A 25850-nucleotide genomic window follows, 5' to 3' on the forward strand; every position below is an offset into this window, starting at 1 on the left:
TGCTCCTCTTTCTTGGCGGTTAGAGGGGGCCATGATGCTACCGTGGCTTGTCCTCTCACCGCCAAACTGAGTTGCACTTACGAGTTGAATTCAGGGTCTAAAGATAGTTCTGTTGTGTGTCCCTGTTGGGTAAATGACAAATATCAAGCGTATAAATGACCTGAGTCGGCCTCGATGCCCCTGGTGTTCTGAGACCTGAACTATCCGTTCAAGAATCTGTCGATACTGAGTTTGTACTGCATTTGACAATGTCATATTGAAGCTGGTAAACAGGCTGCGGACACGGGGCACGTTGCATGCACATGGATGGCGTGGTGACCATTTGTATGTAACAACTGGTTATTTTTCTCAGGGACGAGCGCATGATGCGTCATATACTTTGCCGTTGGGTCGATTCTTCACGCTGCGTAGCCGGCCTTTCCCTCTCTTCCCTCGGTAATTCGCCCCATACTCCACGTGTCCTTCTGGCACGTGCCCTCTTAGCTCTCCTGCCACTGACGCCGGCCTTTGTGGGTACGGCCGCCCATGCTGAGGCTGTCGGCGCGACGCAGGGCGCCTTCGCGGTGGACGAGCAGGGAACCGCCACCTACTCCATTCCGCTCCAGGTCCCGCCGGGCACGGCCGGCATGCAGCCCGAGCTCTCCCTCAGCTACAGCGGCCGTTCCGGGAACGGGCTGCTCGGCGTCGGCTGGTCCCTGGGAGGGCTGTCCACCATCCACCGCTGCGCGGCCACCATCGCCCAGGATAGCTTCACCGACGGGGTGGACCTGGAACGGGACCGTTTCTGTCTGGACGGGCAGCGGCTGATCGCCGTCGCCGGCGAATATGGCCTGGACGGCGCCGAGTACCGGACCGAGATTGACAGCCAGGTGAAGGTGGTCTCCTACGGACAGGCGGGTGGCGGGCCGGCCTGGTTCCGCGTCTGGACGAAATCCGGCCAGATCATGGACTACGGCAACAGTGCCGACAGCGTTGTAGCCGTTGATCCAACCGGTGACGTGCTGACCTGGTCGGTGAGCCGTATCAGCGACACGGTCGGCAACTATTTCTCCTTCACATATCACAACGACGCGTCGAGCGGTGAGCATCATCCACTCCGGATCGACTACACCGGAAACGATCCGGCCGGCGTGCCGCCCTACGCCCAGGTGCTCTTCGACTACGAAGTGCGCAGCGACACGACATTCGGCTATGCGCTTGGCTATCGCCGCGAGCAGAACGTTCGTCTCGCGTCGGTGCAGATGCGGGTGGATGGGGTCCTGGCGCGGGAATACCGGCTTTCCTACGAGCAGAGCGCGATCACCGGGCGTTCGCGCATCCGGTCCGTCCGCGAATGCGGCATGGAGGGTGGCTGTCTGCCCGCGCTGGAGTTCACTTGGCAGGAGGGCCAGAAGGGCTTCATCGAGGAGCCCGCCTGGGGCATCGACGACCCGGATTTCAATTTCAGCTACAAGGAAAATCCCGATGTGGGCTTCAGGGCCCTCGATCTGAACGGCGACGGCCTGATCGACTTCCTTCGCGCCCGTGCCAAGGGGGACGAGCGCTCCCATGCCGCCTTCATCAACACGGGCAATGGCTTCACGCGAGATGATACCTGGTCCCTGGCTGCTTATCCCTCTGCCCATTTCGTCCGGGATGATGGCTATAAAGATGCGGGAATGCAGATCGTCGATCTCAATAGCGATGGATTGCCAGATCTGCTGCGTGCCTATGACAGTTCGTCATGGGACTACCACATGGCGTTCCTCAATACCGGTGAAGGTTTTGTTGAGGATGCCTCCTGGAAGATACCTGACGCGAAAGCAGAGTTCGTTTGGGATACCGATGACGCGGGCACCCGGATCGTTGACTTGAATGGCGATGGTCGGCCCGATCTTGTGACGGGCTTCAAGTGGAGTGATACGGGAGAAAAATATAGATCGTATGTCAACACCGGCTCGGGCTTCGTAAGGCAGGACGACTGGACCGTGCCTTACCAGCAGGATGCGCAGTTCGCCGATTCCTCTCATACCGACGAAGGCGCGCGGCTCGTCGACCTGAACGGGGACCAGCTTCCCGATATCCTCAAGCTGCGCCGCTGGGACGGGGGCAGCACCCGGCTCGGCTTCCTGAACACCGGAGAGCATTTCGAGCGCAATGACGGCTGGCTGCCGGCCGATGCCGGGTTCTCCTTCTCCTACAAGTCCGATTGGGACGGCGCCGAGAGCGTGGATCTGAACGGCGATGGCCTGGCCGACCTGCTCCAGATCCAGGTGTTGGAGACGGGCGTGCGCGTGAGCCGGGCCTACATCAATACCGGCACGGGGTACGTGGAGGACGCGGGCTGGCATATCGCCGACGAGCAGATCAAGTTCCAGCACAAGACCAAGGACCGCGGTCTGCGGCTTGCCGACCTGAACGGGGACGGCCTGGCGGATCTCCTGGCCGCCTACCGCGACGGCACCCTGGTGGTGCGGGCCGCCTACATCAACACCGGGCGGGGCTTCGTGCGGGATGATGACTGGAACTTCCCCGGAACCATCACCTACGACAACCAGTCCGACGACGTCTTCGCGGTCAAGGACGCCGGCTACCCGCGCGGACTCCAGATCCTCGATATTAACGGCGATGGCCTGGCGGATCTGCTGCGGGCCCACAGCTACGAGTACGGCAGCCGCCACACCGCCTTCATCAACCGGGGCCCGGTCCCGGATCTCCTGCTCGGCGTCCGGGATGCCCTGGGCGCGGAGACCGCTCTCACCTACAGCTCCCTGACCGACAAGGGGATCTATACCAAGGGCGCGGGCGCGGTCTTCCCCCAGCAGGACTTCCAGGCCCCCCTCCCGGTGGTGAGCGCCGTGGAGAGCTCCGACGGCGCCGGGGGAACCTACCGGCTCGAATACCGCTACGCCGGGGCGCGGGTTCATCTCCAGGGGCGCGGGTTCCTCGGCTTCGAGCGCGTGGAGTCCACCGACTCCCGGACCGGTCACCAGACAATCACCGGCTATCGGCAGGATTTCCCCTATGCCGGCCTGGCCGGCTGGACCGAACAGCGGCTTGCCGACGGCACCCTGGTGCAGCGGGTTGAGAGCACCTACGACGCCCTGCCGAGCGCCAACGGCGCGGTCCGGTTTCCCTATGCCGCCACCACCGTCGAGCGGAGCTACGAGCTGACCGGCGCACTGACCACCCAGGTGACCACCCAGTCGGCCTACGACGGGTTCGGGAACCCCACCCAGGTCGTGGTGACCACCGAAGGGGGCGGAGAGGTCTTCGTCAAGGAGACGGTCAATACCTATGACAACGATCCGGCGCTGTGGCACCTGGGGCGGCTGCGGCGGGCGGTCGTCACCCACCGCGGCACGGACGGCGACGTCCAAGTGCGGACCTCCGCCTTCGAGTACGCGCCGGTCACCGGGCTGTTGACCCGGGAGGTGATCGAGCCCGACTCCCCCACCGCCTGGCAGGCGACCGACTACGAATACGACGCCTTCGGCAACAAGGTGCGCGCCACCCTCAGCGGGCCGGACCTGGAGAGCCGCGTCACCACCACGGGCTACGACGCCCGGGGGCGGTTCGCCACGACCACGGCCAACGCCCTCGGCCACAGCGAGACCCGCGTCCATCATCCCGCCTTCGGCGGCGTGCAGAGCCTCACCGGCCCCAACGGCCTCACCACCACCTGGACCTATGACGAGTTCGGGCGGCAGGTGCTCGAGCAGCGGGCCGACGGCACCGTGACCGAGAAGCAGTTCGAGTGGTGCGACGCGGCCGCCGGCTGCATGGCCGGCGCGGTCTACCGGGTCACGACCCTGAACACCGGCAACGCGCCCAACACGCTCTACTATGACATCCTGGGGCGCGAGATCCGCAAGGAGGGCCGCGGCTTCGACGGCACCCCTGTCTACCAGGACACCGTCTACAACGCGATCGGCCAGGTGGCCCGGGCCTCCCTGCCCTACGCCGTGGGAGAGGCCGCCCACTGGGTGGAGACCGCCTACGACGCACTCGGGCGGGAGACCGCCATCACCCAGCCCGGTCCCGGCGGCAGTGCCTCGGTCACCGAAACCCACTATGCTGGCCTCTCCACCACGGTCGTCGATCCCCTCGGCCGCCAGAAGACCACCACCCGCAATGCGCTCGGCAAGGTCGTCCACGTCCAGGAGGAGGAGGGCGCCTGGCTGACACACGGCTATGACGCCGCGGGCAACCTGGTCCGCACCGACGCCGGCGGCGTCGTCACCACCATGGCCTACGACATCCGCGGCCGCAAGGTGGCCATGGACGATCCGGATATGGGCCACTGGGAGTACCGCTACAACGCCGTGGGCGAGCTGGTCTGGCAGCGGGACGCCAAGGGCCAGGAAGTCTCCATCGTCTACGACCGCCTGGGCCGGATGGTGCAGCGCGATGAGCCCGAGGGCGCCACCACCTGGACCTACGACACGGCCGCCGGCGGCGTGGGCAAGCTGGCGGAGGTGAGCGGCCCCGGCGGCTACCGCGAGACCTACGGCTACGACGCCCTCGGCCGGCCCGCGCTGACCACCACCTACGCCGAGGGCGAGAGCTTCTCCGTGCTGACCGGCTACGATGCCGCCGGGCGGGTCGCCCGCGTCACCCGTCCCCAGGGTTTCGTGGTCGAGAACGTCTACAACGAGCTCGGTTACCTGGAGGCCGTACGCAGCCCGAGCGGGCAGGTGACCGACTACGACTATGCCCACCTGGCGGAGATCATCGCCAGCCTCGATGACGCCATCGCCGATCTCCTGGCCCAGGCCACCTACTACAACGGCCTGGCCGAGGACTATCGCCAGCAGGCGGCCGCCTACCAGGCGCTCGCCGCGGATCTCGAGCAGCAGTCCGATGCCGACCTCGAGACCGCCCAACTGCTCCGCGAGGCGGCCGCCCAGCTCATCGCCCACGCAGAGATCCTGGAGGCCTCGGCGGCGGACAAGCAGGCCCAGGCGGACCAGCTCTACGCTGAAGCGGATGCGCTGATCGAAATCGCCGAATTGAGCGATCCATATTTTAGGTCGTATTACCTGAATGAGGCTGCGCTCAAACAGGCCGAGGCCGACGACCTGCTGCTGCAGGCCGAGGCGGAGCTGCAGCAGGCGGCGGACGAGCGCGCCCAGGCCGCGGATGACATCGCCCAGGCCGAAGCCCTCGAGCAGGCGGCGTCGGATGCGCAGGCCACAATGGCCCTGCACCTGGCCGAGGCCGATCGGCTGCTGGACCTGGCGGAAGCGGCGGCCCTGGAGGCCGAGCGCACGTCCACGCTCGCCGCCAACCTGCAGGAGGTGGCCACGCACTACGCCGCCATGCAGGCCGACGGCGACAACATCTACTACTGGCGGGCCAAGGACCGGGACGCCGCCGGCCGGCTCACCGCGGAGATCGCGGGCAACGGGCTGGTGACCGACCGGATCTACGATTCGGGCACGGGGCAGCTGCAGGCCATCATGAGCGGCTTCGGCACCGCCCAGGCCATCCGCTACCTCGAGTACGACTACGACGCGCTGAACAACGTCACCGCCCGCCACGACCGGGTGCAGGACCTCTCCGAGACCTTCGCCTACGACCGGCTCGACCGCCTGACCCAGTCCACGGTGAGCGGGAGCTTCGGCGACATTCCCTACAACCACGCCGTCGACTACCAATACGACGCCCTCGGCAACATCACCCACAAGTCCGACGTGGGCGACTACACCTACGGCGCGGGCAACACCGCTCCCGGCCAGATCGGGCCCCATGCCCTGGTGAGCGCGGGCAGCGACCCGGACGGCTACCAGTACGACGCCAACGGCAACATGACCTCGGGCGGCGGCCGGGTCATCGGCTGGACCTCCTTCGACAAGCCCATGGCGTTCCAGCGCGGCGACTACCAGACCCTGTTCGCCTACGGCCCCGACCGCAGCCGCTACCTCAAGGTCAGCAACACGAGCCGGACCCTCTATGTGGGCAAGCTCTACGAGCGCGAGCTGTTCGCCGACGGCCAGGTGAAGCACAAGCACTTCATCTACGCCGGCGGCGAGCTGGTGGCCATCCAGGTCAAGGCGGAGGAGGACGGCGCGCCGCTGCCCGACGAGACCCGCTACCTGCACCGGGACAACCTCGGCTCCATCGACACCATCACCGACGGGCGCGGAAACATCGTCGAGCGGCTGAGCTACACCCCCTTCGGCGCCCGCCGCGCCGGCGACTGGCGGGCCACCGACCCCTTCAACCCGGCCGGGCTGATGCTGGCGAGCTTCACCAACCGCGGCTTCACCGGCCACGAGCACGTGGAGGAGATGGGGCTCATCCACATGAACGGCCGGGTCTACGACCCCGTCCTGGGCCGGTTCCTCTCCGCCGACCCGAACGTGCAGTTCCCCCATGCCTCCCAGAGTTACAACCGCTACTCCTATGTGCTCAACAACCCGTTGAAATATACGGATCCGAGCGGGTACTTCCTTAAGAAGCTTTGGAAGAGTGTTAAAAAGTTTGTCAAGGAATATTGGAGGCCCATTGTCGCAATAGCATTAGCCATTGTGACTTACGGTGCGATGTCGGCTTGGTTGGGCAATATGATGGTTATGGGGCCTATGAGTTGTGCTCCTATGTTTACTGCAGCTCAGATAGGCATCATGTCGGGTGCGGCAGCGGGGTTTGTCAGTGGTGTTGTGCTTGGAGGCAGTTTGGAGGCTGGCGTCAAAGGTGCAATTACTGGCGGCATAATGGGTGGATTAAACGCTGCGTTGGCAAATGCGGATTTTGGCTTAAGGATGTTGTCACGTGGTGCCGTGAGTAGTGCGATAGCCCACGTTCGTGGGGGAGATTGGAAACGAGCCTTCTTGTTCTCTATGGCAGTCGATGTGGCACGAACGGGATGGCAATATACTATGCGGCATACAGACAGGCTTTATGCGGCTGCTTGTGTGCAATCTGGAAGTTGCCGTTCTGATGAGCTTGGGTATCCGAGCGACGGTGGGCGGGTCATCCAGCCAGGTATTAGTGAAAGTGAATGGTCGAAAGTACCAAGATTCCTACAGCGTTTCTTGAGGGCCGGTATGGCTGAAGAGGGTTCTGGTTCGCATTTGTACGATCCTGGACAACCAACATGTGAGTTTCTAGGCCACGCGGTTTGTGGTGCGGTCCGAGGTTTTGTTCGTCAGGTTTCGAAGCCACATGATTGGGGCAATTCCTGGTCATACAATCGGGATAGTTCAAGTGGGTACTACGGGTTTCGTATCGAGGGTGGGGGTTATGCAGACCTAAGTTCCCGCGTAGCGTACGAAACAGCAATTCAGGCATGGAGTTTTGCTACGATGCCAGTTATGGCTGGTTTTACGGGTTTCGCGTTATATGGCGATTACGTCAACCCAGAGTTATTGGAGCGTCGGTAGTGCGCAACGCTGTGTTGTCAATGGGGTTAGTATGGGTCTTGTTGAGTTTGTTGGTGGCGTGCGGGAACTCAGGTGTCTACGAAGAGATTGAAAAACCGGCGACAAAGATAACGCCAGACGATTTTGTAAGCCCGAAACGTATTCGGTTTGATGTGTACGGAGATCCGTATTCTCCGCCTGCTAGAGGTAGTAAGGAGGAGCGGCTCCCGGTCTATCTAAAAATACGAGCAGGAATGCGCCGTTATGCGGCTGAAGAGTTGAGTAGGCTAAATTATTGTCGATGTGGATTTAAAGGGCCAGATATTGTTTTAACAAAAGAGGATACTCGGTTGATGAGGTTTTTCTACGTAGAGTGCTTGCCTTGTGAATAGAGCGCTGACAGGGTCAAGTTGAGGCGAACGTGCAGTTCCCTTACGCATCACAGAGCTACAACCGCTACGCCTATGTGCTCAACAACCCGCTGAAATATACGGATCCGAGCGGGTATTTCCTCAGTGGGCTGTTCAAGTCCATCGGGAAGTTTTTCTCCAAGTGGGGGAGGGTGATTGTCGTGATAGCGGCGGCCGCGATTATCGGCCCATGGGCTGCTGGTCTGGTGACTAATGGTGGCATTCTGGCTGCGGTTGTGGGAGGTGCCGCGGCAGGATTCGTTGCGTAACGCACTGACGGGGTCAAGTCTTGCAATCACGCAGCAAGGATTGCGTGTGAGGGATTCCGCGGCCGTTGCGCATTGATCTTTCCGGTGGTCTGTATCATGCGATTTCCCAGGATGATCGGCTATTTCCAGGACCCCGGCGTGGCTGTCGGTGTTCGGGGCGGACTGTCGCCGGTTCAACTGGGTCTGCCATGCGTGGCGCCAGATGAGCAATCACTATCACGTGGTGGTGGAGACGCAGAGACGAACCTTTCGGGCGGCATGCGTCAGCTCAACGGGGTATATACCCAGTATGTGAATCGGGCGTACCGGCGTGTGGGGCATCTGTTCCTGGTCGGGAATGGGCGATTTCCTGTGAAATTCATTGACAAGCGACACCTTACATGGATATGAAACCTTCCTACCTGTTGGCCCTCGGGGTCACGTTGGTCCTGCCCGCGGTCTACTTCCTGGTCACGCCGCGGGAGGCGCCGACGTTGTTTCCAGATGACCGGGAACAGGCGCGGATGACATCCGTTGCAGCGCCGAAGACCGATGAGGGCGACGCCAACCCCGAAGCGCCTGTTGTCGATCCTTCGCCGAGGCCCGCCGGCCTTGTCGGGCCCCGGCCGGTCAGCCCCAAGACCCTGCCGCCGGAGGCGCAGTCCCTGGCCCGGGCCGTCGAACGCGCCGAAGCGGAGGCGGCGACACCGGGTCCGGCGGATGACACTGTTATGGAGGCCAATGCGCTCATCGAGCGGACGGACCGCATGTTGGCGGAGAAGGGCTACACGCCGCCCGATCCCGACGCCTACGCCGCTTCGGGTGCCGATGGCTCCCGGAGCCTGGAAGCGCTGGAGGCGCGGGCGCAGGTGCTGCGCGAGCGGCTCGATGCGCGATGACGCCACACGCTTCCCGCGCACTCGACACCGATTCACCACCTGCCTCCTGTCAGAGGCCGTTGAATTTCAGGCTACCCGGTTTTCCTGGCCGACGCCCTTGTGCTCGCTGTTGCCATCGGCGCTGTATTCGACGCCCGGGGTGGACAACCGCCGGTTCGCGGCGGTATCTTCACTAAACTTTTGATCTCGAAGACGGTTTGCAGATCGGGCAACCGTTCCGGAGTCCTGTTTGCCAGGATGGCTGTTCTCCCCTCCATTCATGGAAATATCCCCGGCGGTCAGCGGCTGCTGCCTCTTGTTCGTGCGGCGGCGAGTCTCCTGCTTCTGGCCGCGGCGGCCGATGCCCTGTTCGGGCTGGTCCGGCCCTGGCTGGCCCCCGGCCCTGAACTGACAGAAGCCCCGTTCCAGGAGACTGGAACGATTAATCCGGAGTTCACGGCCGGCCCCGGCGGTGGAGTGGGCTCCACCCTGGCGTCCGCCCGCGATCTCTTCGGCGTTCCCCCGAGCGAGCCGGTGCCCGAGCCGGTGCAGGCGCCCGAGACGCGGCTGGCGCTGGAGCTGCGCGGGGTCTGGGTGGCGGAGCGGCCGGAGGCGTCGCTGGCCATCATCGAGGCGGACCGGGAGGCCCGCTATTTCCGCATCGGCGAGACGGTCGCCGAGGGCGCGACCCTTCACCGGGTCGAGGCGGCGCGGGTCCTGCTGCGCCGCGGCGGCCGGTTCGAGGCGCTCTCCCTGCCGCGGGAGTCGCTGATTCCGGCCACGGAGGCGCCGGGACCGGCCGGGGACTCCGATGGCGGCGTGGATCTCGTGGGCTACCGCGAGCGCTTCAAGGCGGACCCTCGGCAGTTCGCGAGGCTGATCCGGCTCATTCCGGTGCAGCGCCAGGGGCGGCTGGAGGGCTACCGGCTGCTGCCGGGACTGGACCGGACGCTGTTCACCGGCCTCGGCCTGGAGACCGGGGACCTGGTGACGGCGGTCAACGGGATCCGGGTTGGGGAGGCGGGCGCGGCGGAGCGAATCATCGCCGAGCTGGCCGGCGCCCCGAGGGTGCGGGTCGACCTGGTGCGTGACGGCCGGGCGATGACGCTCGACTACGGGCTGGAGGGGTGATGGACGCGAGCCGGCGATGCGGCGCGGAATTGAAGGGGAGCGGAGCGGTGCGGAACAAAGCGGGAGTCTGTCGCCGGCTCCATCCGCTGCTGGCCCTGCTGCTGCTCCTGCTGCCGCTCGGCCAGCCGCCGGCGCGGGCGGAGGCGGGCGGGGTGACCCTCAACCTCGTGGATGCGGACATCCAGTCCTTCATCGGGACGGTGTCGGAGCTGACCGGCCGGAACTTCGTCCTGGACCCCCGGGTGAAGGGGAAGGTGACGGTGGTCTCCTCCCACGAGATGGATGCCGACGCGGTCTACCGGGTCTTTCTCTCCGTGCTCCAGGTCCACGGCTATGCGGCCATTCCCGGCGAGGAGGTCACCAAGATCGTGCCGGTGGCGGAGGGCAAGCAGATCGACACGCCGGTGGCCAGCGATGCGGCGCCGGGCGCCGGCGACGAGGTGGTCACCCGGGTGGTTTCCGTGCAGCACGTCTCGGCCGACCAGCTGGTGCCGCTGCTGCGCCCGCTGGTCCCCCAGCAGGGGCACCTGGCCGCCTACGCCCCCGGGAACGTGATCATCGTCTCCGACACCGCCGGCAACATCGGGCGGCTGGTGAAGATCATCGACCGCATCGACATCGAGAGCGAGACCGGCTACGAGGTGATCCGCCTCGCCCACGCCCCGGCCGCCGAGGTGATCCGCCTCCTCAACAGCCTCAAGACCCCGGCCGGGCCGGCGGAGCCGGCGGGCGATCGGCTGGTGTTCGCCGCCGACGAGCGCACCAACAGCATCCTGCTGAGTGGCGATCCGGCCTCCCGGCTGCGGATCCGCACCCTGGTCACCCACCTGGACACGCCGGTGGAGGAGTCCGGCAACACGCGGGTGGTCTACCTCCACTACGCCAAGGCGGAGGAGCTGGCGCCGCTGCTCAAGAGCGTGTCCGGAAGCCTGGTCAAGGAGGCGGGCGCGGCGCCGGCGGGGCCGCCCGGCCGGAGCCGGGTGAGCATCGAGGCGGACGCGAACACCAACGCCCTGGTCATCACCGCGCCCCAGGAGGTGCTGGCCGCCCTGCAGGGGATCATCCGCCAGCTCGACGTCCGCCGGGCCCAGGTGCTGGTGGAGGCGGTCATCGCCGAGGTCTCCACCGACACGGCCAAGGAGCTGGGCATCCAGTGGATCCTGGACGGCACCCCGGGGGGCGAGGGGCCGGTGGGGGTGATCAACTTCGGCGGCTCGGGCTCGGGCATCGTCCAGCTCGGCGCCAGCATCGAGGCGGGCAACGTGCCCAGCCTGGGCGACGGCCTCGCCCTCGGCTTCGGCCGCTTCAACAGCGGCTCGCTCAACTTCGCCGCCCTCATCCGGGCGCTCTCGGGTGACGCGGCCACCAACATCCTCTCCACCCCGAGCCTGGTCACCCTGGACAACGAAGAGGCGGAGATCGTGGTGGGCCAGAACGTGCCCTTCCTCACCGGCTCCTACACCAGCATCGGCGACTCCGGCAGCACGCCCACCAACCCGTTCCAGACCATCGAGCGCAAGGACGTGGGGCTGACCCTGCGCATCAAGCCGCAGATCAACGAGGGCGACAGCATCCGCCTGGAGATCGAGCAGGAGGTCTCCAGCCTGGCGGCCAGCAGCATCGGGGCGGCGGACGTCATCACCAACAAGCGCGCCATCCGCACCAGCGTGATGGTGGAGGACGGCCGGCTGCTGGTGCTGGGCGGGCTGATGGACGAGAGCCTGCAGGGCAGCCGCCAGAAGGTGCCGGGGCTGGGGGACATCCCGCTGCTGGGCGGGCTGTTCCGCTACGACAAGACCACGCTGGTGAAGAAGAACCTGATGGTTTTCCTGCACCCGGTCATCCTGCGCGACGGGGCGATGGAGAGCCGCATCTCCGGGGGCAAGTACAACCACATCCGCGCCCGGCAGCTGCAGCTGCGCGAGGAGGGGGTGCCCATGCTGCCCCGGGAGGCGATCCCGGTGCTGCCCGAGGAGCGGGACCTCCTGAGCCGCCCCACCTACCAGTTCCCGGTCGGGCCCAACTCGTGAGCCTGGAGCCCGGGAGCGGCCGGAGCGGGGGCGCCGGGGCGATGCCGGCGCTCCCCTACGGCTTCGCCCGCCGCTACGGGGTGCTGGTGGCGGACGGGCCGGCGCCGGAGGGGACGGGCGTCCGGGTGCTCTGCCGCCCCGACGCGGCCGCCGGCGCGCTGATCGAGCTGCGCCGCCATCTCGGGCGCCCGATCCGGCTGGAGACGGTGGCGCCCGAGGTGTTCGAGGAGCGGCTGGCGGCGCTCTACCAGCAGGGCGCCGGCGGCGGGCTGGAGGAGATGGAGGCCTACGGCGAGTCGCTCGACCTGCAGGCCGTCGCCCAGTCCCTGCCGGAGCCGGCCGACCTGCTCGAGAGCGAGGACGACGCGCCCATCATCCGGCTGCTCAACGCGCTGCTCACCGAGGCGGTGCGGGAGAACGCCTCGGACATCCACATCGAGCCCTTCGAAAACCGGCTGGTGGTGCGCTTCCGGGTGGACGGGGTGCTGCGGGAGGTGCTCAGCCCGCCGCCGGCGCTGGCCCCGCTGGTGGCCTCGCGGGTGAAGGTGATGGCGCGGCTCGACATCGCCGAGAAGCGCCTGCCCCAGGACGGGCGCATCTCGCTGCGCATCGGCGGCCGGCCGGTGGACGTGCGCGTCTCCACCATCCCCTCCAGCCGCGGCGAGCGGGTGGTGCTGCGCCTGCTCGACAAGCAGGCGGGGCGCCTCGACCTGCTGCACCTGGGCATGGCGCCCGGGACCCTGGAGGCGATGAGCCGCCTCATCGGGCTGCCCCACGGCATCCTCCTGGTCACCGGCCCCACCGGATCGGGCAAGACCACCACCCTCTACGCGGCGCTGGCCCGCCTCAACGACCGGCGACGCAACATCCTCACCGTGGAGGACCCCATCGAGTACGACCTGGACGGCATCGGCCAGACCCAGGTGAACCCCAAGGTGGAGATGACCTTCGCGCGGGGGCTGCGGGCCATCCTGCGCCAGGACCCGGACGTGGTGATGGTGGGGGAGATCCGCGATCTGGAGACCGCCGGGATCGCCGTGCAGGCGAGCCTCACCGGCCACCTGGTCTTCTCCACCCTCCACACCAACACCGCGGTGGGCGCGGTCACCCGGCTGCGGGACATGGGGGTGGAGCCGTTCCTGCTCGCCTCGAGCCTCGTCGGCGTGCTGGCCCAGCGGCTGGTGCGGCTGCTCTGTCCCGAATGCCGCGCTCCCTACGCCGCCGGCCGCGCCGAGTGCGAACGGATGGGGCTCGACCCGGCCCGGCCGCCCACGCTCTTCGCGCCCGGCGGCTGCCCCCGTTGCCGGGGCAGCGGCTACCTGGGGCGCACCGGCATCTACGAGCTGGTGGAGGTGGACGCGGCCCTCCGGACCCTGATCCACGACGGGGCGGGGGAGCACCGGCTGGAGGCCCATGCCCGCAGCCGCGGGCCCGCCATCGAGGCCGACGGCTGGCGGCGGGTGCTGGCGGGGGAGACCAGCGTGGAGGAGGTGCTGCGGGTCTCCCGCAGCGGCCCATGAGCGCCGGGAGGAGCTAGCGCCGATGGGGGCCTTCGAGTACACGGCGCTGGACGGGCGCGGGCGGCAGCGGCGCGGCACCCTGGAGGGGGAGACCCCGCGCCAGGTGCGCCAGCGGCTGCGGGAGCAGGGGCTGACGCCGCTGGCGGTGGAGGCGGTGGAGCGCCGCGAGGTGCGCCTGCGCGCCGGCCGGGCCGGCCTGCTGCGGCGCGGGCTCGGCGCCACCGAGGTGGCGCTGCTCACCCGCCAGCTCGCCACCCTGGTGCGCGCCGGGACGCCGCTGGCCGAGGCGCTGACGGCGGTGGCCGAGCAGAGCGGGCGGCCGCGGGTCCGGCGCGTGGTCCTGGGGGTGCGGGCCCGGGTGCTGGAGGGCCACAGCCTGGCGGCGGGCCTGGGCGCCTTTCCCCACGTCTTCCCCGAGCTCTACCGGGTGACGGTGGAGGCCGGCGAGCAGGCCGGGCGCCTGGACGGGGTGCTGGAGGGGCTGGCGGACTACCTGGAGCTGCGCCAGCAGCAGCGCCAGAAGGTGACGCTGGCGCTGGTCTACCCGGCGCTGCTCACCGGGGTGGCGGTGCTCATCGTGGCGGGGCTGCTCACCTATGTAGTGCCGGAGGTGGTGCAGGTGTTCGAGCACATCCACCAGCAACTGCCCTGGCTGACCCGGGCGCTCATCGCGGCGAGCGGGTTCCTGCAGGCCCACGGCGCCCTGCTCGGCGGCGGGCTGCTCGCCCTCTGGGGGCTGGCGCTCTTCCTGCTGCGGCGTCCGGCCCTGCGCCGCCGCTGGGACGGGGTGATCCTGCGCCTGCCCTTCGTGGGCCGGCTGGTGCGGGGGCTGAACGCCGGGCGCTTCGCCCGCACCCTGAGCATCCTCACCCGCAGCGGGGTGAGCGCGGTGGAGGCCCTGGCGGTGGCGGGCCCGGTGATGGGGCGGGCGCCCCTGCGCGCGGCGGTGGCGGAGGCGGCGGCCCGGGTGCGCGAGGGCGAGAGCATCCACCGCGCCCTCGGCCGCAGCCGGCTGTTCCCGCCCATGCTCATCCACCTGGTGGCCAGCGGCGAGGGCGGGGGGCAGCTCGACGCCCTGCTGGAGCGGGCGGCGCAGTACCAGGAGCGGGAGAGCGACACCCTCGTCGCGGCGCTGCTGGGGCTGCTGGAGCCGTTGTTGATCCTGGCCATGGGCGGGGTGGTGCTGGCCATCGTGGTGGCCATCCTGCTGCCCATCTTCGAGCTCAACCAACTGGTGCGCTGAGCCGGCGACCCGTGCCGATTCCCGGCCAGCGCCCCCCGGACTGGAACCTGTCGAACATGATGAACGGAAGGCGAGACGCGACGCGGCGCCGGGCGGCCGGCTTCACCCTCATCGAGGTGATGGTGGTGGTGGTGATCCTGGGCATCCTGGCCGCCCTGGTGGTGCCGCGGATCATGGACCGGCCGGCCGAGGCCCGGCAGGTGAAGGCCCGCCAGGACATCCGGGCGCTGGAGAGTGCGCTCGGCCTCTACAAGCTGGACAACTACGTCTACCCCACCACCGACCAGGGGCTGGAGGCGCTGGTGGAGCGCCCGGGCGGCACGCCGGAGCCGCGCAACTGGAAGGCTGGGGGGTATGTCCGGCGCCTGCCCAGCGATCCCTGGGGCAACCCCTACCTCTACCTCAATCCCGGCAGCCACGGGGACTTCGACCTCTATACCCTGGGCGCCGACGGCCAGCCGGGCGGGGAGGGCGAGAATGCCGACATCGCCAACTGGACCCTGGAGTAGCCCGCGTCCCGGGCGGGGCGGCGCCACCGCTCCGCGCCCTCACCCGGCGGGCTTCACCCTGCTGGAGCTGCTGGTGGTGCTGCTGATCGTGGGGGTGCTGGCGGGCCTGGTGGTTCCGGGCCTCGGCCTGCCGGGCGGCGCGGTGGATGCGCGGGCGGAGGCGGAGCGGTTCGCCGCGCTGCTGGAGCTCGCGCGGCAGGAGGCGGTGGTGGGCCCCGCGCCCCTGGCGGTGCGCGTCGACCGCGAGGGCTACCGGTTCGAGCGCTTCGGCGAGAACGGGTGGGAGGCGATCGGGGGCGACCGGCTGCTCCGGCCCCGTGCCTGGCCCGAGGGGCTGGCGGTGGCGCTCTCGGTGGAGGGGGGCGGGAGCGGGGAGGAGCAGGCCCGCATCGAGCTCTACGGCAGCGGCGAGCAGACCCCCTTCAGCCTGCGCCTGGATGCCTCCGCAGGCGGCTGGCGGGTGAGCGGGGACGCCCTCGGCCGGGTGTCCCTGGCGGCGGAGGACACAGGAGCGTGAGTCGGCGGCGGTTGCCCGGGCCGCGGGGGCGGGGCTTCACCCTGCTGGAGGTGCTGGTGGCGCTGGCGGTCATCGCCGTGGCCATGGCGGCGCTGGTGAAGGCGGCCGGGGACCAGGCGGCGGCGGCCGTCCACCTGCGCGATCGCACCCTGGCCCACTGGGTGGCCCTGAACGTGGTGGCGGAGGCCGAGCTGGCGGCGGCGTGGCCCGCGCCGGGCGAGCAGGAGGGGGTGAGCCCCATGGGCGGGGCGCTGTGGCGCTGGCGGATGCGGGTGAGCGACACGCCCGACCCCACCGTGCGCCGGCTCGAGGTGGCGGTGGGGCCGGATGGCGGGGCGGAGCCGGTGGGCAGCCTGACGGCCTATCTCGGCCGGCCGGGAGGGACGCAATGAGCCGCGCCCGGCCGGTCGCCGGCTTCACGCTCCTGGAGCTGCTGGTGGCGCTGGCGGTCTTCGCGGTGCTGGCCACCGTGGCCTACGCGGGCGTCTACCAGGTGCTCCAGGTCCGGGACCGGACCGAGGACCAGGCGCGGCGGCTGGACGCCCTGCGCAAGAGCTTCGCCCTGCTGCAGCGGGATCTGGAGCAGGCGGCGCCGCGGCCGGTGCGCGACGCCTACGGCGACATTCTGCCCGCCTTCCGGCTCGGCGCCGAGGGCGCCCTGCTGCTGGAGCTGACCCGCGGAGGCTGGACCAATCCCGCCGGGCGGCCGCGCAGCACCCTGCGGCGGGTCGGGCTCGAGCTCCGCGACGGGCGGCTCCGGCACCTCGCCTGGCGGGTGCTCGATCGCGCCCAGGACAGCGAGCCGGTGGCCACGGAGCTGGTGGCCGGGGTGAGCGGGGTGGAGGTGGAGTGCCTCGATGCGGACGGGAACTGGGTGCGGCGCTGGCCGCCGCCCCGGGACCGGGACGGCGGTCCGGATCCGTCCGCGCTGCCCCGCGCGGTGCGCCTCACCCTGGTGCTGGAGACGTGGGGGCGCTTCACCCGCCTTTTCCGGCTGCCCGGGGCGGGCCCGGAGGAGGCGCCGTGACCGGGGCCGGCGGGGTCCGTGGGCGCGGGATCCTCGCCGCGGGACAGGCGGGCGTGGCCCTGGTGACCGCCCTCATCCTGGTGGCGGTGGCCACGGTGGCGGCGGTGGGGATGGCCTCCACCCAGCTGCTGAACACGCGGATGGCGGGCAACACCCTGCAGGCGGACCAGGCCTACCTCACGGCGCTGGGCGCCGAGGCGTGGGCACGCCAGGTGCTGCTCCGGGATGCGCGGCAGAACCGGACCGATGTCCCCGGGGATGACTGGGCGGTGGCGCTGCCGCCGGTGGCGGTGGAGGGCGGGAGCGTGGCCGGACGCATCGAGGACCTGGGCGGGCGGTTCAACCTCAACGGCCTGCTGACCGGGGCCGGGGTGCCCGACCCGCTGGCGGTGGCGCGCTTCACCCGGCTGCTGCGGATTCTCGATATCGACCCGGGGGTGGCGGCGGCGGTCGTGGACTGGCTCGACGCCGACCGGGTGCCGGGCTTTCCCGGCGGGGCGGAGGACGAGGTCTACCTGGGCCGGGATCCGGCCTACCGGGCCGCCAACGGGCCGATGGCCAGCATCAGCGAGCTGCGCCTGGTGGCGGGCATCGACGGGGCGGCCTACCAACGGCTCGCGCCCCACGTGGCGGCCCTGCCCGGGCGCGCGGCGATCAACGTCAACAGCGCCACGCCGGAGCTGCTGCGGAGCCTCGCCGAGGGCATCGAGGCGGGGGACGCCGAGGCCCTGGTGGCGGCGCGGGGCGAGGCGGGTTTCGAAACCGTGGCGGAGTTCCTCGCCGAGGCGGCGCTGGCGGGGCGCACGGTGGACGAGGCGGGGCTGTCCGTGGCGAGCCGCCACTTCCTCCTCACGGCGGAGGTGCGCATCGGCGGCGCGTTCACCCGCCACCAGGCCCTGCTCGAGCGGGACGAGACCGGGAAGCGGGTCAGGACGGTGCGGCGGAGCATGGGAGCGGAATAGCATGGCCGGAAAGTGGGTGGTGGCGCGGTGTCCGGATTCGGACCCGGAACGGCTGGAGTGGGTGGAGGTGTCCGCCGCGGGCGCCATCGACGGGGCGGTGGCCCGGGGCGCACCCGAGGCGCTGGCCGCGGCGGCCCAGGGGCGGCGGCTGGCCGTCCTGGTTCCCGGCGAACGGGTCTGGGTGACCCGGGTGCGGCTCGCCGCCCGCACCCGGCGCCAGCGCGAGGCGGCGCTGCCCTACGCCCTGGAGGAGCGGCTCGCCGACGACGTGGAGTCGCTCCACTGCGCCCCCGGCCGGCCCGGGGCGGACGGAAGCCTCCCCGCCGCGGTCGTCGGGCGGGAACTGATGGAGGCGTGGCTGTCCCGCTTCGCCGCCGCCGGTCTGCGCGTCGAGCGCCTGCTGCCGGACTGCCTGGCGCTGCCCCTGGAGCCGGGAGCCTGGTCGCTGTGGAGCGAGGGAGGGCGGACACTGGTGCGGACCGGTCCCGAGAGCGGTTACGTGGTGGATACCCCGAACCTGGTCCACATGCTGCGGACCGAACTCCACCAGGAGACCGCCGCGGCGCCCGAGCGGATAGTCCTGGGCGGGACGGCGGTGCCAGCGCTCGCGGCCGAGCTCGAGGCGCTGGGGATTCCGGTCGAACGCTTCGGGCCCGGGGAGCTGCTGCCGCTCCTGGCTCCGGGCGCCAGCGCACCGAAGGCGCCGCTCGACCTGCTCCAGGGGCCGTTCGGGCGCCAGGAGCGGATCGGGCGCCGGCTGCGGCCGTGGCGGCTGCCCGCGGCCCTGGCCGCCCTGTGGCTCGTCCTCCTGGTGGCGGGCAAGGCAACGGCGCTCCATCAGCTGCGCGCCGAGCGGGCGGCCCTGCAGGCGCAGATCGACGCCCTCTACCTGGAGACCTTCAGCGACGCCACCCGGGTGGTGGACGCCCGCACCCAGATGAGCCAGCGGCTGGAGAGGCTTCGCGGCGCCCGTCCGGAGGGCGGCTTCCTCGGCCTGCTGCAGCTCACGGCGGATGCGCTGGGAGACCGCTCAGGCTACCGGCTGCAGCGGGTGGCCTTCGACGACGGCCGGATGGACCTGCTGCTCGAGCTGCCGGCGCTGCAGGCCGTGGACACGCTCAGGCAGCGGCTGGCCGCCGCGGGACTGCGGGCCGAGGTGGTCTCCGCGAGCGCCCAGGGGGAGCGGGTGCAGGCCCGTCTGCGCATCGGGAGGGGGGCATGATCCGTGCGTGGTGGGCCGCGCTGGCCCCGCGCGAGCAGGCGGGCGTGCTCCTCGCCGCGGCCGTGGTGGCCGGCTTCATCCTCTACGCGCTGGTCTGGGAGCCTCTCGACGGGGGCGTGCGCACTCTCAGCCTTCAGGTGGAGGCCAAGCGCGGGGAGCTTGCCTGGATGCGCCAGGCGGCGGCCGAAGCGAAACGGCTGCAGGGGACAACGATGCAGCCCGAACGGCCGGCCGGCGTTTCGCTTCTCGCGGCGGTGGACGGCGCCCTGCGCGGGAGTCCGCTGCGGGAGGCGCTGCAGCGCATCGAGCCCGAGGGGGATGACACGGTCCGGGTGTGGCTGCGCAAGGCCCCCTTCAACGACCTGCTGGAACTGCTGGCATCGCTGGAGAGGCGCTACGGAGTCCGGCCGATCTCGATTACGATGGAGCGCCATGAGCAGCCGGGGCGTGTCGATGGGCGCCTCGTGCTGAAGTGGGAAGAATGACTGGAACTAGGCGGGTTGTTGTCTAAGCCCGGTATTGATAGGGCAGTACTCTGTTATGTCTGGCGCCGATGATCCCGGCATCGAGTGACAGATTCTCGCCAGGAAAGTTGGGCTCGCACTTCTCTATCGCTCTCCCAGGCAGCGATCACAGGTGAGGGTTGCGAACCGTCAAGGGCCAATCAGGCGGGAGGTTAATCGTGGGGGCAGGTCAGATGAACGCCTCGTCGTAGTCCGCGAATCCGTCCCGGCATTGCTCGTCGTCCGGTGTGCTCATCTCTGGTGCTCACAAGGTCCGCTTGGGCGGCCATGGTCTCGGTCGCGGGCGCTGGGATTCTATCCCGCCTGGGCTGTCTTTTTGCGCAGATGCTGAGCCCAGACCCGCTTCACCTGACTCTCGCTGCACCGAGCAGCCTTGGCTGTCGCGGCGATGGAGGCGCCGCCACTGCGTAGCGAGACAATGTGCGAGTGTTTGGCGGTGTCCGGCCGGCGGCCGGTGTACTTGCCGGAGGCCTTTGCCAGGTCGATTCCCTGGCGCTGCCGGCGGCGCCGGTCCTCGTAGTCGTCACGGGCCATCTGCAGGGCCAGCCGCAGCAACATAGTCTGGACCGACTCGAGCACCACCCGCGCCACGCCCGTGGCGTTCTCCACCAGCTCCGAAAGGTCCACCACACCCGGCACCGCCAGGCGGGCTCCCTTGGCCTTGATGGTTTCGACAAGCTGCTCGGCCTCGGCCAGAGGCAGTCGGCTGATCCGGTCCATCTTCTCGGCTACGACCACCTCACCCGGCTGCAGGTCGGCAATCATCCGCAGCAGCTCCGGGCGGTCTGCGCGAGCGCCGGAGGCCTTTTCCCGGTAGAGGCCGGCCACGTAGTAACCCGCAGTCTTGGCCTCCTCGATGAGGGCCTCCTGCCGGGTGAGGTCCTGGGCGGCCGAACTCACACGCATATAGATGCGGGCGATCTTCATGGTGCTCCTTATGTGGGTTCTTTTGGGTATACCTATCTAAGCCCAGTATGGAGCGTGGGGTGCGAAAGGGTCAATCCCGATTCAAATGAGCTGGCTCAAACTAGCCGATCCAAATGAACCATCGATGTCAGCGATTGAAGGTGCCGGATGCCCAGCGACTGCGTTGCCTGCGAGCCTGATGGCGGCACGCTGGGACGATATTGGTTTGTTGTGTCGCTATTCCAGAGGTGAAAATACTAGTCCTTGGCCTAAACTTGGCACCAACTCAATATACAGGGCATTTCGCCCAACAATGACAGCGAGTGTTGGACGCCTATCCTGACGTTTGGCCGACAGACGGTTCCATTCCGATCTATCGAGACTAGAAGGATGGGGATGGTCTTCCGGATGGGTATGCCATTCGCCCAAATAGCGGATGGTTCCTTGACTCGCCGTCCATCGAGACAGTGCGATGGCTTCGTGGCCAAACGGCATCCGCTCGAACAGATAGCGAAACCGTTTGTCCCATGCCGTGGGAACCGTCGCTTGCATAATGAGCATATGGGCTCCGTGAACCGAACCGAGAAGAAGCCCGCCAGCTTCGCAGTCGGAATCACTGACTTGAACATGCTGACAGAAAGTCACCAACGTGGGCTTCGAGAAATGCAGCAGCGTTCTCTTATCGTCGGCTGCCCAAGAACTCATGAATTGCACAAGGGACATTCCCGATCCTGCAACGGATCGCAATCGGGTGTGGCAAGCCGCTGGGCGCGGTCGATTAACCTAGTTCGCAACGCCGGGGAATAGACGCCGTTGACCCAGTCAAGGGCCATCTCAGCGCCCAGGCTGGCAGCGCTCACCGACACCGCAGCGGGGAATGGCACATACAAGCCCTCGCAACCATGACCTGCCAAAATGGTAGGAAGAGGATCAATGGTAGAACGAAGCCCGCCTCTTCTGTTGCTGTGCCAAAGACATCGATAGCACGCGCCCGATGCGTTTGTCCTCAGGAGTGCACGAACAGCCGCTCCTGGCCCCTCGATCCAGACCGAAAGCATGGGCATCGGAGGCGGATAGTGGCCGCACAGCCAATGCCCGAGGGATTCTTCTCCGGTGGCATCTATGAGCAGGTCCAGCTCTCCCAATTGGGCCTGCCTGACATCCACGGGCAGCGCACGAATCTCGGCGCTTGGTGCCAAGCGATTGAGCTCCTTCGCCATAGCCTCGGCTTTGTTCGACAGCAGGTCCGGGAACCCCAGGCGATGACGCCCGATGTTTTGCGGGAGAAGGCAGTCGAAATCCACCAACGTGAGTCTTCCTCCGCATGTCCCCGCCCCAGCCTTGACCAGCATGTCCGACAGATATCCGCCGATCGTGCCGCATCCCACGAGGGCCAGATTCTTACCTGCAAGTGTCTTTGAACTAGGCATATTGCGCTGGGCAAGGTACGGATCATCAATCCTGACCACCGAGATGGGCATCGCCTTCAACCCATAGCTCGAATCCCTGCGATTTGCGAGCTTACTTTTTTTGGCCTGACGCTGACGGTCATAGAGAGCCACAAAACCATACGTTATTAGTGGAGATTCGATGACGATCAGAACTCCGTTGGCTTTTTCCCTTTCCCCTTCCTTGATACGCTCGTGAATCTTACGCCGGCACCGCGGGTCAAGGGTGCCTTGCCACGCCAAGATATCCCCGACTGTCTCAGGAGGCCAATGGCTGGTCAAAGGGCGGGGTTGAGCACTAGTCTTTACCCGGTAAGTCAGCACTGTCCTGTCAGTGACTTGGTAGCCGAGCGACTTCAGCTTCTCAGTTGTTCGAGCTTCGTTGTCGGTGATGAACCACAAGGGGCATCCATTGGCCTGGGCGACTATGCAGTTCTGTCGCCCTAAGTCCTTGCCTTGCATGTCCACGAAACAATACCAACCGTGCCAATAGGCGAAGAACTCTTCCGCGAGGTCTTCAATCATCTTCCCTTGCATGATCTGCCCGAACACGACGGCCGCACGTTGCAGGCACGCCAGTGACTGTCCGACAGGATCGTAGATGTCCAAAACGACGGTGCCCTTGGCGAGATAGCAAAGCTCCCCATCTGAGCCGAGATGAGGAACAGCTGCGGGCAGATCAGGAGGGAGTTCCAGCAGCCGAATGCGAGGGAAGTCGAAGAACGTGGGATCGAGCACGACTTCGCACGGACAACCCTTGTCCGTTTGGGGCGGGGTCAACCGCCCGTGCAGCCTGAACCAGCCGTCATCGGTCTTGCCAACAAACTCGAAGCCTTGCTGCTGGAAGGCCTCGATTACGTCTGCGGCTGTTACGGTGCGTCTCATCCAGCTTTCGTTCGACCGATAAGTTCGCTAGGACCAGCAGTGGCGGGAGCCGCAGCAATGGTGGCGGCAACGGACACCACCTTGACCCGATCCGGTTCGTTCGGAAAGCGAGGGCCGAACACGCCTCGCATCCAGATGCAGGCCTGTGAAGTACTGCCGGCGCCGGTTGCTCCGCGAAGCACCTTCTCAAACTCTTCGAATGCCTTGGCTGCATCTTCGACACCCGCTTGGCCAAGTCGCCCCGTGAGTGATTCGGAATCGTCCACGGGGTTGCTCACTCCTCCGCGCAAGCGGGTTGGTAGTGCCGCGACGACATCCAGCAGTGCGAGGTCGTCACGCCTATCGCGTTTCTCAAAGAGCGGGGCCGCGGCAGCCATCAACAGGATCGATGCAGGTCCTCCGCTGGACCACCTCCAATCGCGGAAGGCTTTCAGATAACGAACCACACGCCGGAACTGCTCCCCCTTGGCTTCCACCTCGCCTAGGAACCATTCCTTCACGGGCCTGGGGTCGGATGGCAACCAGTTGCATTCCCGGTGGGCTAGGAGAACCTTCTCGCGAGGCAATGCCGTCCAAGAATCCCGCTCCGCTTTGATCACAGCGTCCATCAGAGAGTCATACCCATAGCGCCTTATCGAGGCCTCCGCCAAATTGACAAATTCTTGATCGGGGATCGCGTACAGCGGGATGTCAATGTGGGCATACGCAGCAATGACGATGCGGATACACGTCGGTTTGTCGGTGACAAGCTTCCACCGCTTTTCCTCGACCAGCGGCTTCAACGCTTTTTCCGCAGCGGCAAAGAACACCGTCGCCGCAGTGCTGGGACGCCTCGTCTGCGAGACGAAACTCATTGGCAGATAGCAGCCATCATCGACATCAGCCTGCTGAGGGCGTTGTGCTGGGGAGTTCAGCGTCTTGTATGCCCACGACCCTTGTGTGAAGAAGCGCGGCTGCGGCACGTCTTCCGTATATCCGCTTGCCCTAAGCACGCGGGGGATGCCTGTGCGCAGGCAGTCCCTGACGTCAGTGCGTGCGCTGGCGATCCAGACGCGTTGGTCAGGCGCCAGATCTAGCTCGTCGTGCATGCAGGATTCGTCATCAAGGGTGGTGAAGAAGAGCGGGCTCAAGTTCAGCATGTGGCCTCCGGAACATTCTTGTTGGGGCCGTGATAGAAGATGGGTGCGCCGGCCTGGTGCGCTCGAAACGGATGGAAAAGAGGATCACCGAGCGCACGCTGCGCCGCGTGGTTTCCGCGATCCTTCAGCGTATTCGTGGCGCCAATGGAAACCCGATCCAGCGCCTTCACGTCCTTGCTTTGATCCGGCGTCGCCTTGTCGTCGATTTGGAAGTAGTTGTTGCCCAACGCCTGCCGCAGCATGTAGTCCACCGACGACTCCTGGGCGGAGATCACGAGGTCGAAGAGTCCCCCGCGCCACTTGCCGAATCCACGGTCGAGGCTGGCGCCGCCGCGAACGGTCGCACCGATGGTCATCGTTCCGATGGCGAGGACCCGAACCAGTGCATCCTGTTTCGGCGCCAGGAACGTCTTGACTTCGTGCAACCCGAACAGGCCCGGGGCGTTTCCCACCAGCCCGCCGTCCGCGAAGACACCCCGGTCGTTGCGCGCCAGAGGAAAGTAGACGGGCGCGGCTGCGGTCGCCAACGCCACATCGACGATCTTCATGCGGTGATCCAGTTCAAAGGACGGATGGTGCGGTGTCTTGAAGAATTGCCCGCGACCTGTGGAGTAGTTGACTGCTGGCACGAGAACACGATGCCTCAGGTCGCCGATCGTGGTCCCTTGGAAGCGCTCGGTCAGTACCTCTCGCAGCCCTGTTGAGTCATGCTTTGCGGTCAGCCAGAACCCCAGAAGCCGCCTCGGCAGGCTGCGGCAACCAAATATGCGGCTGCCCTGTTCTTCAAATAGTGCCTTGAGTTCGTGGGCCGGAATTTCCGCAGCAAGTCCCAAAGCCAGCATCCCTCCTGCTGATGCGCCGCAAATCAGATCAAAGTGCGAAGCGATAGGACGGCCCAGCACGGTTTCGAGTTCGGCGAGAACCGTGGCGGTGTACAGGCCGCGATAGCCACCCCCTGACAGGGCGAGCACATGGTAGGTAGGGATGCCCGTCATGGTGCTTCAGCCCTTTGGCGGGAATGGGTCGTTGCCGTGGCTGTCCTTGTCACGGATACGGCCATCCGGACGATGGATGACGAGTTCGGACTGCTGGTTGCGTGCGATATCCCTCGCTGCGTCAATGGCCTGTTGCTGCGTGTCGTGCACGGAGGTCGCCCGCTGATTGCCGGCTCCCTTGACGGCCCAACCGTCCTGATGCGGAACAACGTGCTGATTCTTGCCTGCCATGATGGCTCTCCTACATTGGAACTATCGAAGTCCCAGCCACTCCAGCTGGGTTGTTAATGGCCACCTACTGTAGCACAATGCGTTGCTCGCACAGACAACAGGCAGGCTAGGCCAATCCAACCAGGGGCAGGCGTAAAACCTACATCTGTTGTCTGTCTGGACAACAATGTATCAGAGCACGTGCGCCGGTGCAACTGGGCGCGGCGTGCGCCTTTGAACATCAACCGGCTGGGGAGAGGCGACAGAGGGCTTGGCCCTTCTTCCCGCAACCGCAAGGATCAGAACTCATGCCGCAGACAGGCCTAGGCGTCGCCCTCAAGACGCTACGCGAACGCAGAACCCTTTCCCTACGTGAGATCGGCCAGCTATCGTCAGTCGATCATGCTTATATCCACCGCCTCGAAACAGGCGAGAAGACAAACCCATCCAAAGACTTGGTTGAGAAGCTGCTGAAGGTTCTCAAGCCGGGAGAAAGGGATACAGCACTCGTGATGTGGTTGGCTGACCATGCTGGCGCTGATCCCAGCCTTGTTGAATTCGTGCTACAAGATCCCTCGATCAGCATCGATGTATTTTCGGCCGCAGCTGGAGTCAGGCATCGGGGAAATGCAAGGCCTGACCCCGCGACGCTCATCGCCCGAATCAAAAAGGCCTTCGACGACGACGACGACGACTGAAC

21 protein-coding genes are annotated in these 25850 nt (G+C 66.8%); 15 read left to right on the forward strand and 6 right to left on the reverse strand.

The features are described from left to right. Positions 1-563 precede the first annotated feature (563 nt). From DFQ59_RS04535 to gspM, 14 genes are all read left to right on the forward strand, one after another. Entirely contained in the window at positions 564-7367 is a 6804-nt protein-coding gene (locus tag DFQ59_RS04535) for an RHS repeat-associated core domain-containing protein (RefSeq protein WP_170142032.1), read from the forward strand. A gap of 400 nt (positions 7368-7767) precedes the next feature. Then, a complete protein-coding gene (locus DFQ59_RS04540) occupies positions 7768-8025 on the forward strand; it encodes an RHS repeat-associated core domain-containing protein (RefSeq protein ID WP_114278514.1) in 258 nt (85 codons plus the stop codon). Between the two features lie 380 nt (positions 8026-8405). Further along, on the forward strand, positions 8406-8903 hold the full coding sequence (locus tag DFQ59_RS04550; RefSeq protein WP_147275169.1) for a hypothetical protein: 498 nt from the start codon (positions 8406-8408) through the stop codon (positions 8901-8903). Positions 8904-9140: 237 nt separating this feature from the next. Further along, a complete protein-coding gene (locus tag DFQ59_RS04555; protein ID WP_114278516.1) occupies positions 9141-10013 on the forward strand; it encodes a type II secretion system protein N in 873 nt (290 codons plus the stop codon). Between the two features lie 47 nt (positions 10014-10060). Beyond that, positions 10061-12043, forward strand: a complete 1983-nt coding sequence (gspD, locus tag DFQ59_RS04560; protein ID WP_170142033.1) for a type II secretion system secretin GspD — start codon at positions 10061-10063, stop codon at positions 12041-12043. A gap of 41 nt (positions 12044-12084) precedes the next feature. Continuing rightward, positions 12085-13563, forward strand: coding sequence for a type II secretion system ATPase GspE (gene gspE / locus DFQ59_RS04565; RefSeq protein WP_114278518.1), 1479 nt, complete (start codon positions 12085-12087; stop codon positions 13561-13563). A gap of 22 nt (positions 13564-13585) precedes the next feature. After that, positions 13586-14806, forward strand: a complete 1221-nt coding sequence (gene gspF, locus DFQ59_RS04570) for a type II secretion system inner membrane protein GspF (protein WP_114278519.1) — start codon at positions 13586-13588, stop codon at positions 14804-14806. A 59-nt stretch (positions 14807-14865) separates the two neighbouring features. Then, positions 14866-15315: a type II secretion system major pseudopilin GspG gene (gene gspG / locus DFQ59_RS04575; protein WP_114279177.1), complete on the forward strand. Its 450-nt coding sequence runs from the start codon at positions 14866-14868 to the stop codon at positions 15313-15315. Continuing rightward, positions 15284-15832: a GspH/FimT family pseudopilin gene (locus DFQ59_RS04580; RefSeq protein WP_114278520.1), complete on the forward strand. Its 549-nt coding sequence runs from the start codon at positions 15284-15286 to the stop codon at positions 15830-15832. The genes gspG and DFQ59_RS04580 overlap by 32 nt, the downstream gene beginning before the upstream one ends. Further along, the gene (gene gspI / locus DFQ59_RS19750; protein ID WP_170142034.1) at positions 15829-16224 is read left to right on the forward strand and encodes a type II secretion system minor pseudopilin GspI; all 396 of its coding nucleotides are present in this window, start codon (positions 15829-15831) and stop codon (positions 16222-16224) included. The genes DFQ59_RS04580 and gspI overlap by 4 nt, the downstream gene beginning before the upstream one ends. Beyond that, positions 16221-16859: a type II secretion system minor pseudopilin GspJ gene (gspJ, locus tag DFQ59_RS04590; protein WP_114278522.1), complete on the forward strand. Its 639-nt coding sequence runs from the start codon at positions 16221-16223 to the stop codon at positions 16857-16859. Before gspI ends, gspJ begins: the two co-directional genes overlap by 4 nt. Next, positions 16856-17821 carry a type II secretion system minor pseudopilin GspK gene (gene gspK, locus DFQ59_RS04595; protein ID WP_114278523.1) on the forward strand — a complete coding sequence of 322 codons (966 nt, stop codon included), beginning with the start codon at positions 16856-16858 and terminating at the stop codon, positions 17819-17821. Before gspJ ends, gspK begins: the two co-directional genes overlap by 4 nt. A 1-nt stretch (position 17822) precedes the next feature. Further along, positions 17823-19043, forward strand: coding sequence for a type II secretion system protein GspL (gene gspL, locus DFQ59_RS04600; protein ID WP_114278524.1), 1221 nt, complete (start codon positions 17823-17825; stop codon positions 19041-19043). Then, positions 19040-19528, forward strand: coding sequence for a type II secretion system protein GspM (gspM, locus tag DFQ59_RS04605; protein ID WP_114278525.1), 489 nt, complete (start codon positions 19040-19042; stop codon positions 19526-19528). Before gspL ends, gspM begins: the two co-directional genes overlap by 4 nt. A 333-nt stretch (positions 19529-19861) precedes the next feature. Here gspM and DFQ59_RS04610 read toward each other — a convergent pair whose 3' ends face one another. The 6 genes from DFQ59_RS04610 to DFQ59_RS04635 form a co-directional block, all read right to left on the reverse strand. Then, positions 19862-20494, reverse strand: coding sequence for a recombinase family protein (locus DFQ59_RS04610; protein WP_114278526.1), 633 nt, complete (start codon positions 20492-20494; stop codon positions 19862-19864). 216 nt (positions 20495-20710) lie between these two features. Next, positions 20711-21196 carry a Mov34/MPN/PAD-1 family protein gene (locus tag DFQ59_RS04615; RefSeq protein ID WP_245937193.1) on the reverse strand — a complete coding sequence of 162 codons (486 nt, stop codon included), beginning with the start codon at positions 21194-21196 and terminating at the stop codon, positions 20711-20713. Then, positions 21175-22806 (reverse strand): ThiF family adenylyltransferase, encoded by a 1632-nt coding sequence (locus tag DFQ59_RS04620; protein ID WP_114278527.1) that lies wholly within the window; start codon positions 22804-22806, stop codon positions 21175-21177. The genes DFQ59_RS04615 and DFQ59_RS04620 overlap by 22 nt, the downstream gene beginning before the upstream one ends. Next, positions 22803-23945, reverse strand: a complete 1143-nt coding sequence (locus DFQ59_RS04625; protein WP_114278528.1) for a CBASS cGAMP synthase — start codon at positions 23943-23945, stop codon at positions 22803-22805. The genes DFQ59_RS04620 and DFQ59_RS04625 overlap by 4 nt, the downstream gene beginning before the upstream one ends. Next, positions 23939-24940 carry a CBASS cGAMP-activated phospholipase gene (locus tag DFQ59_RS04630; protein WP_114278529.1) on the reverse strand — a complete coding sequence of 334 codons (1002 nt, stop codon included), beginning with the start codon at positions 24938-24940 and terminating at the stop codon, positions 23939-23941. Before DFQ59_RS04630 ends, DFQ59_RS04625 begins: the two co-directional genes overlap by 7 nt. A gap of 6 nt (positions 24941-24946) precedes the next feature. After that, entirely contained in the window at positions 24947-25171 is a 225-nt protein-coding gene (locus tag DFQ59_RS04635; RefSeq protein ID WP_094268472.1) for a DUF2188 domain-containing protein, read from the reverse strand. Positions 25172-25458: 287 nt separating this feature from the next. Between DFQ59_RS04635 and DFQ59_RS04640 the strand changes: the two genes are divergently transcribed. After that, positions 25459-25848, forward strand: coding sequence for a helix-turn-helix domain-containing protein (locus DFQ59_RS04640; RefSeq protein WP_114278530.1), 390 nt, complete (start codon positions 25459-25461; stop codon positions 25846-25848). Positions 25849-25850: the final 2 nt, after the last annotated feature.

This window comes from Thioalbus denitrificans (genome assembly GCF_003337735.1).
In the GTDB taxonomy this organism is placed as follows: Bacteria; Pseudomonadota; Gammaproteobacteria; order DSM-26407; family DSM-26407; genus Thioalbus; species Thioalbus denitrificans.

Coding starts and splice junctions, on each gene's coding strand:
- DFQ59_RS04625 (WP_114278528.1), bottom strand. CDS start 23,945: ATGCTGAACTTGAGCCCGCTCTTCTTCACCACCCTTGATGACGAATCC.
- DFQ59_RS04620 (WP_114278527.1), bottom strand. CDS start 22,806: ATGAGACGCACCGTAACAGCCGCAGACGTAATCGAGGCCTTCCAGCAG.
- gspE (WP_114278518.1), top strand. CDS start 12,085: ATGCCGGCGCTCCCCTACGGCTTCGCCCGCCGCTACGGGGTGCTGGTG.
- DFQ59_RS04635 (WP_094268472.1), bottom strand. CDS start 25,171: ATGGCAGGCAAGAATCAGCACGTTGTTCCGCATCAGGACGGTTGGGCC.
- gspM (WP_114278525.1), top strand. CDS start 19,040: ATGATCCGTGCGTGGTGGGCCGCGCTGGCCCCGCGCGAGCAGGCGGGC.
- gspJ (WP_114278522.1), top strand. CDS start 16,221: ATGAGCCGCGCCCGGCCGGTCGCCGGCTTCACGCTCCTGGAGCTGCTG.
- DFQ59_RS04630 (WP_114278529.1), bottom strand. CDS start 24,940: ATGACGGGCATCCCTACCTACCATGTGCTCGCCCTGTCAGGGGGTGGC.
- gspF (WP_114278519.1), top strand. CDS start 13,586: ATGGGGGCCTTCGAGTACACGGCGCTGGACGGGCGCGGGCGGCAGCGG.
- gspG (WP_114279177.1), top strand. CDS start 14,866: ATGAACGGAAGGCGAGACGCGACGCGGCGCCGGGCGGCCGGCTTCACC.
- DFQ59_RS04555 (WP_114278516.1), top strand. CDS start 9,141: ATGGCTGTTCTCCCCTCCATTCATGGAAATATCCCCGGCGGTCAGCGG.
- DFQ59_RS04550 (WP_147275169.1), top strand. CDS start 8,406: ATGGATATGAAACCTTCCTACCTGTTGGCCCTCGGGGTCACGTTGGTC.
- DFQ59_RS04580 (WP_114278520.1), top strand. CDS start 15,284: ATGCCGACATCGCCAACTGGACCCTGGAGTAGCCCGCGTCCCGGGCGG.
- DFQ59_RS04610 (WP_114278526.1), bottom strand. CDS start 20,494: ATGAAGATCGCCCGCATCTATATGCGTGTGAGTTCGGCCGCCCAGGAC.
- gspL (WP_114278524.1), top strand. CDS start 17,823: ATGGCCGGAAAGTGGGTGGTGGCGCGGTGTCCGGATTCGGACCCGGAA.
- DFQ59_RS04615 (WP_245937193.1), bottom strand. CDS start 21,196: ATGTCCCTTGTGCAATTCATGAGTTCTTGGGCAGCCGACGATAAGAGA.
- DFQ59_RS04640 (WP_114278530.1), top strand. CDS start 25,459: ATGCCGCAGACAGGCCTAGGCGTCGCCCTCAAGACGCTACGCGAACGC.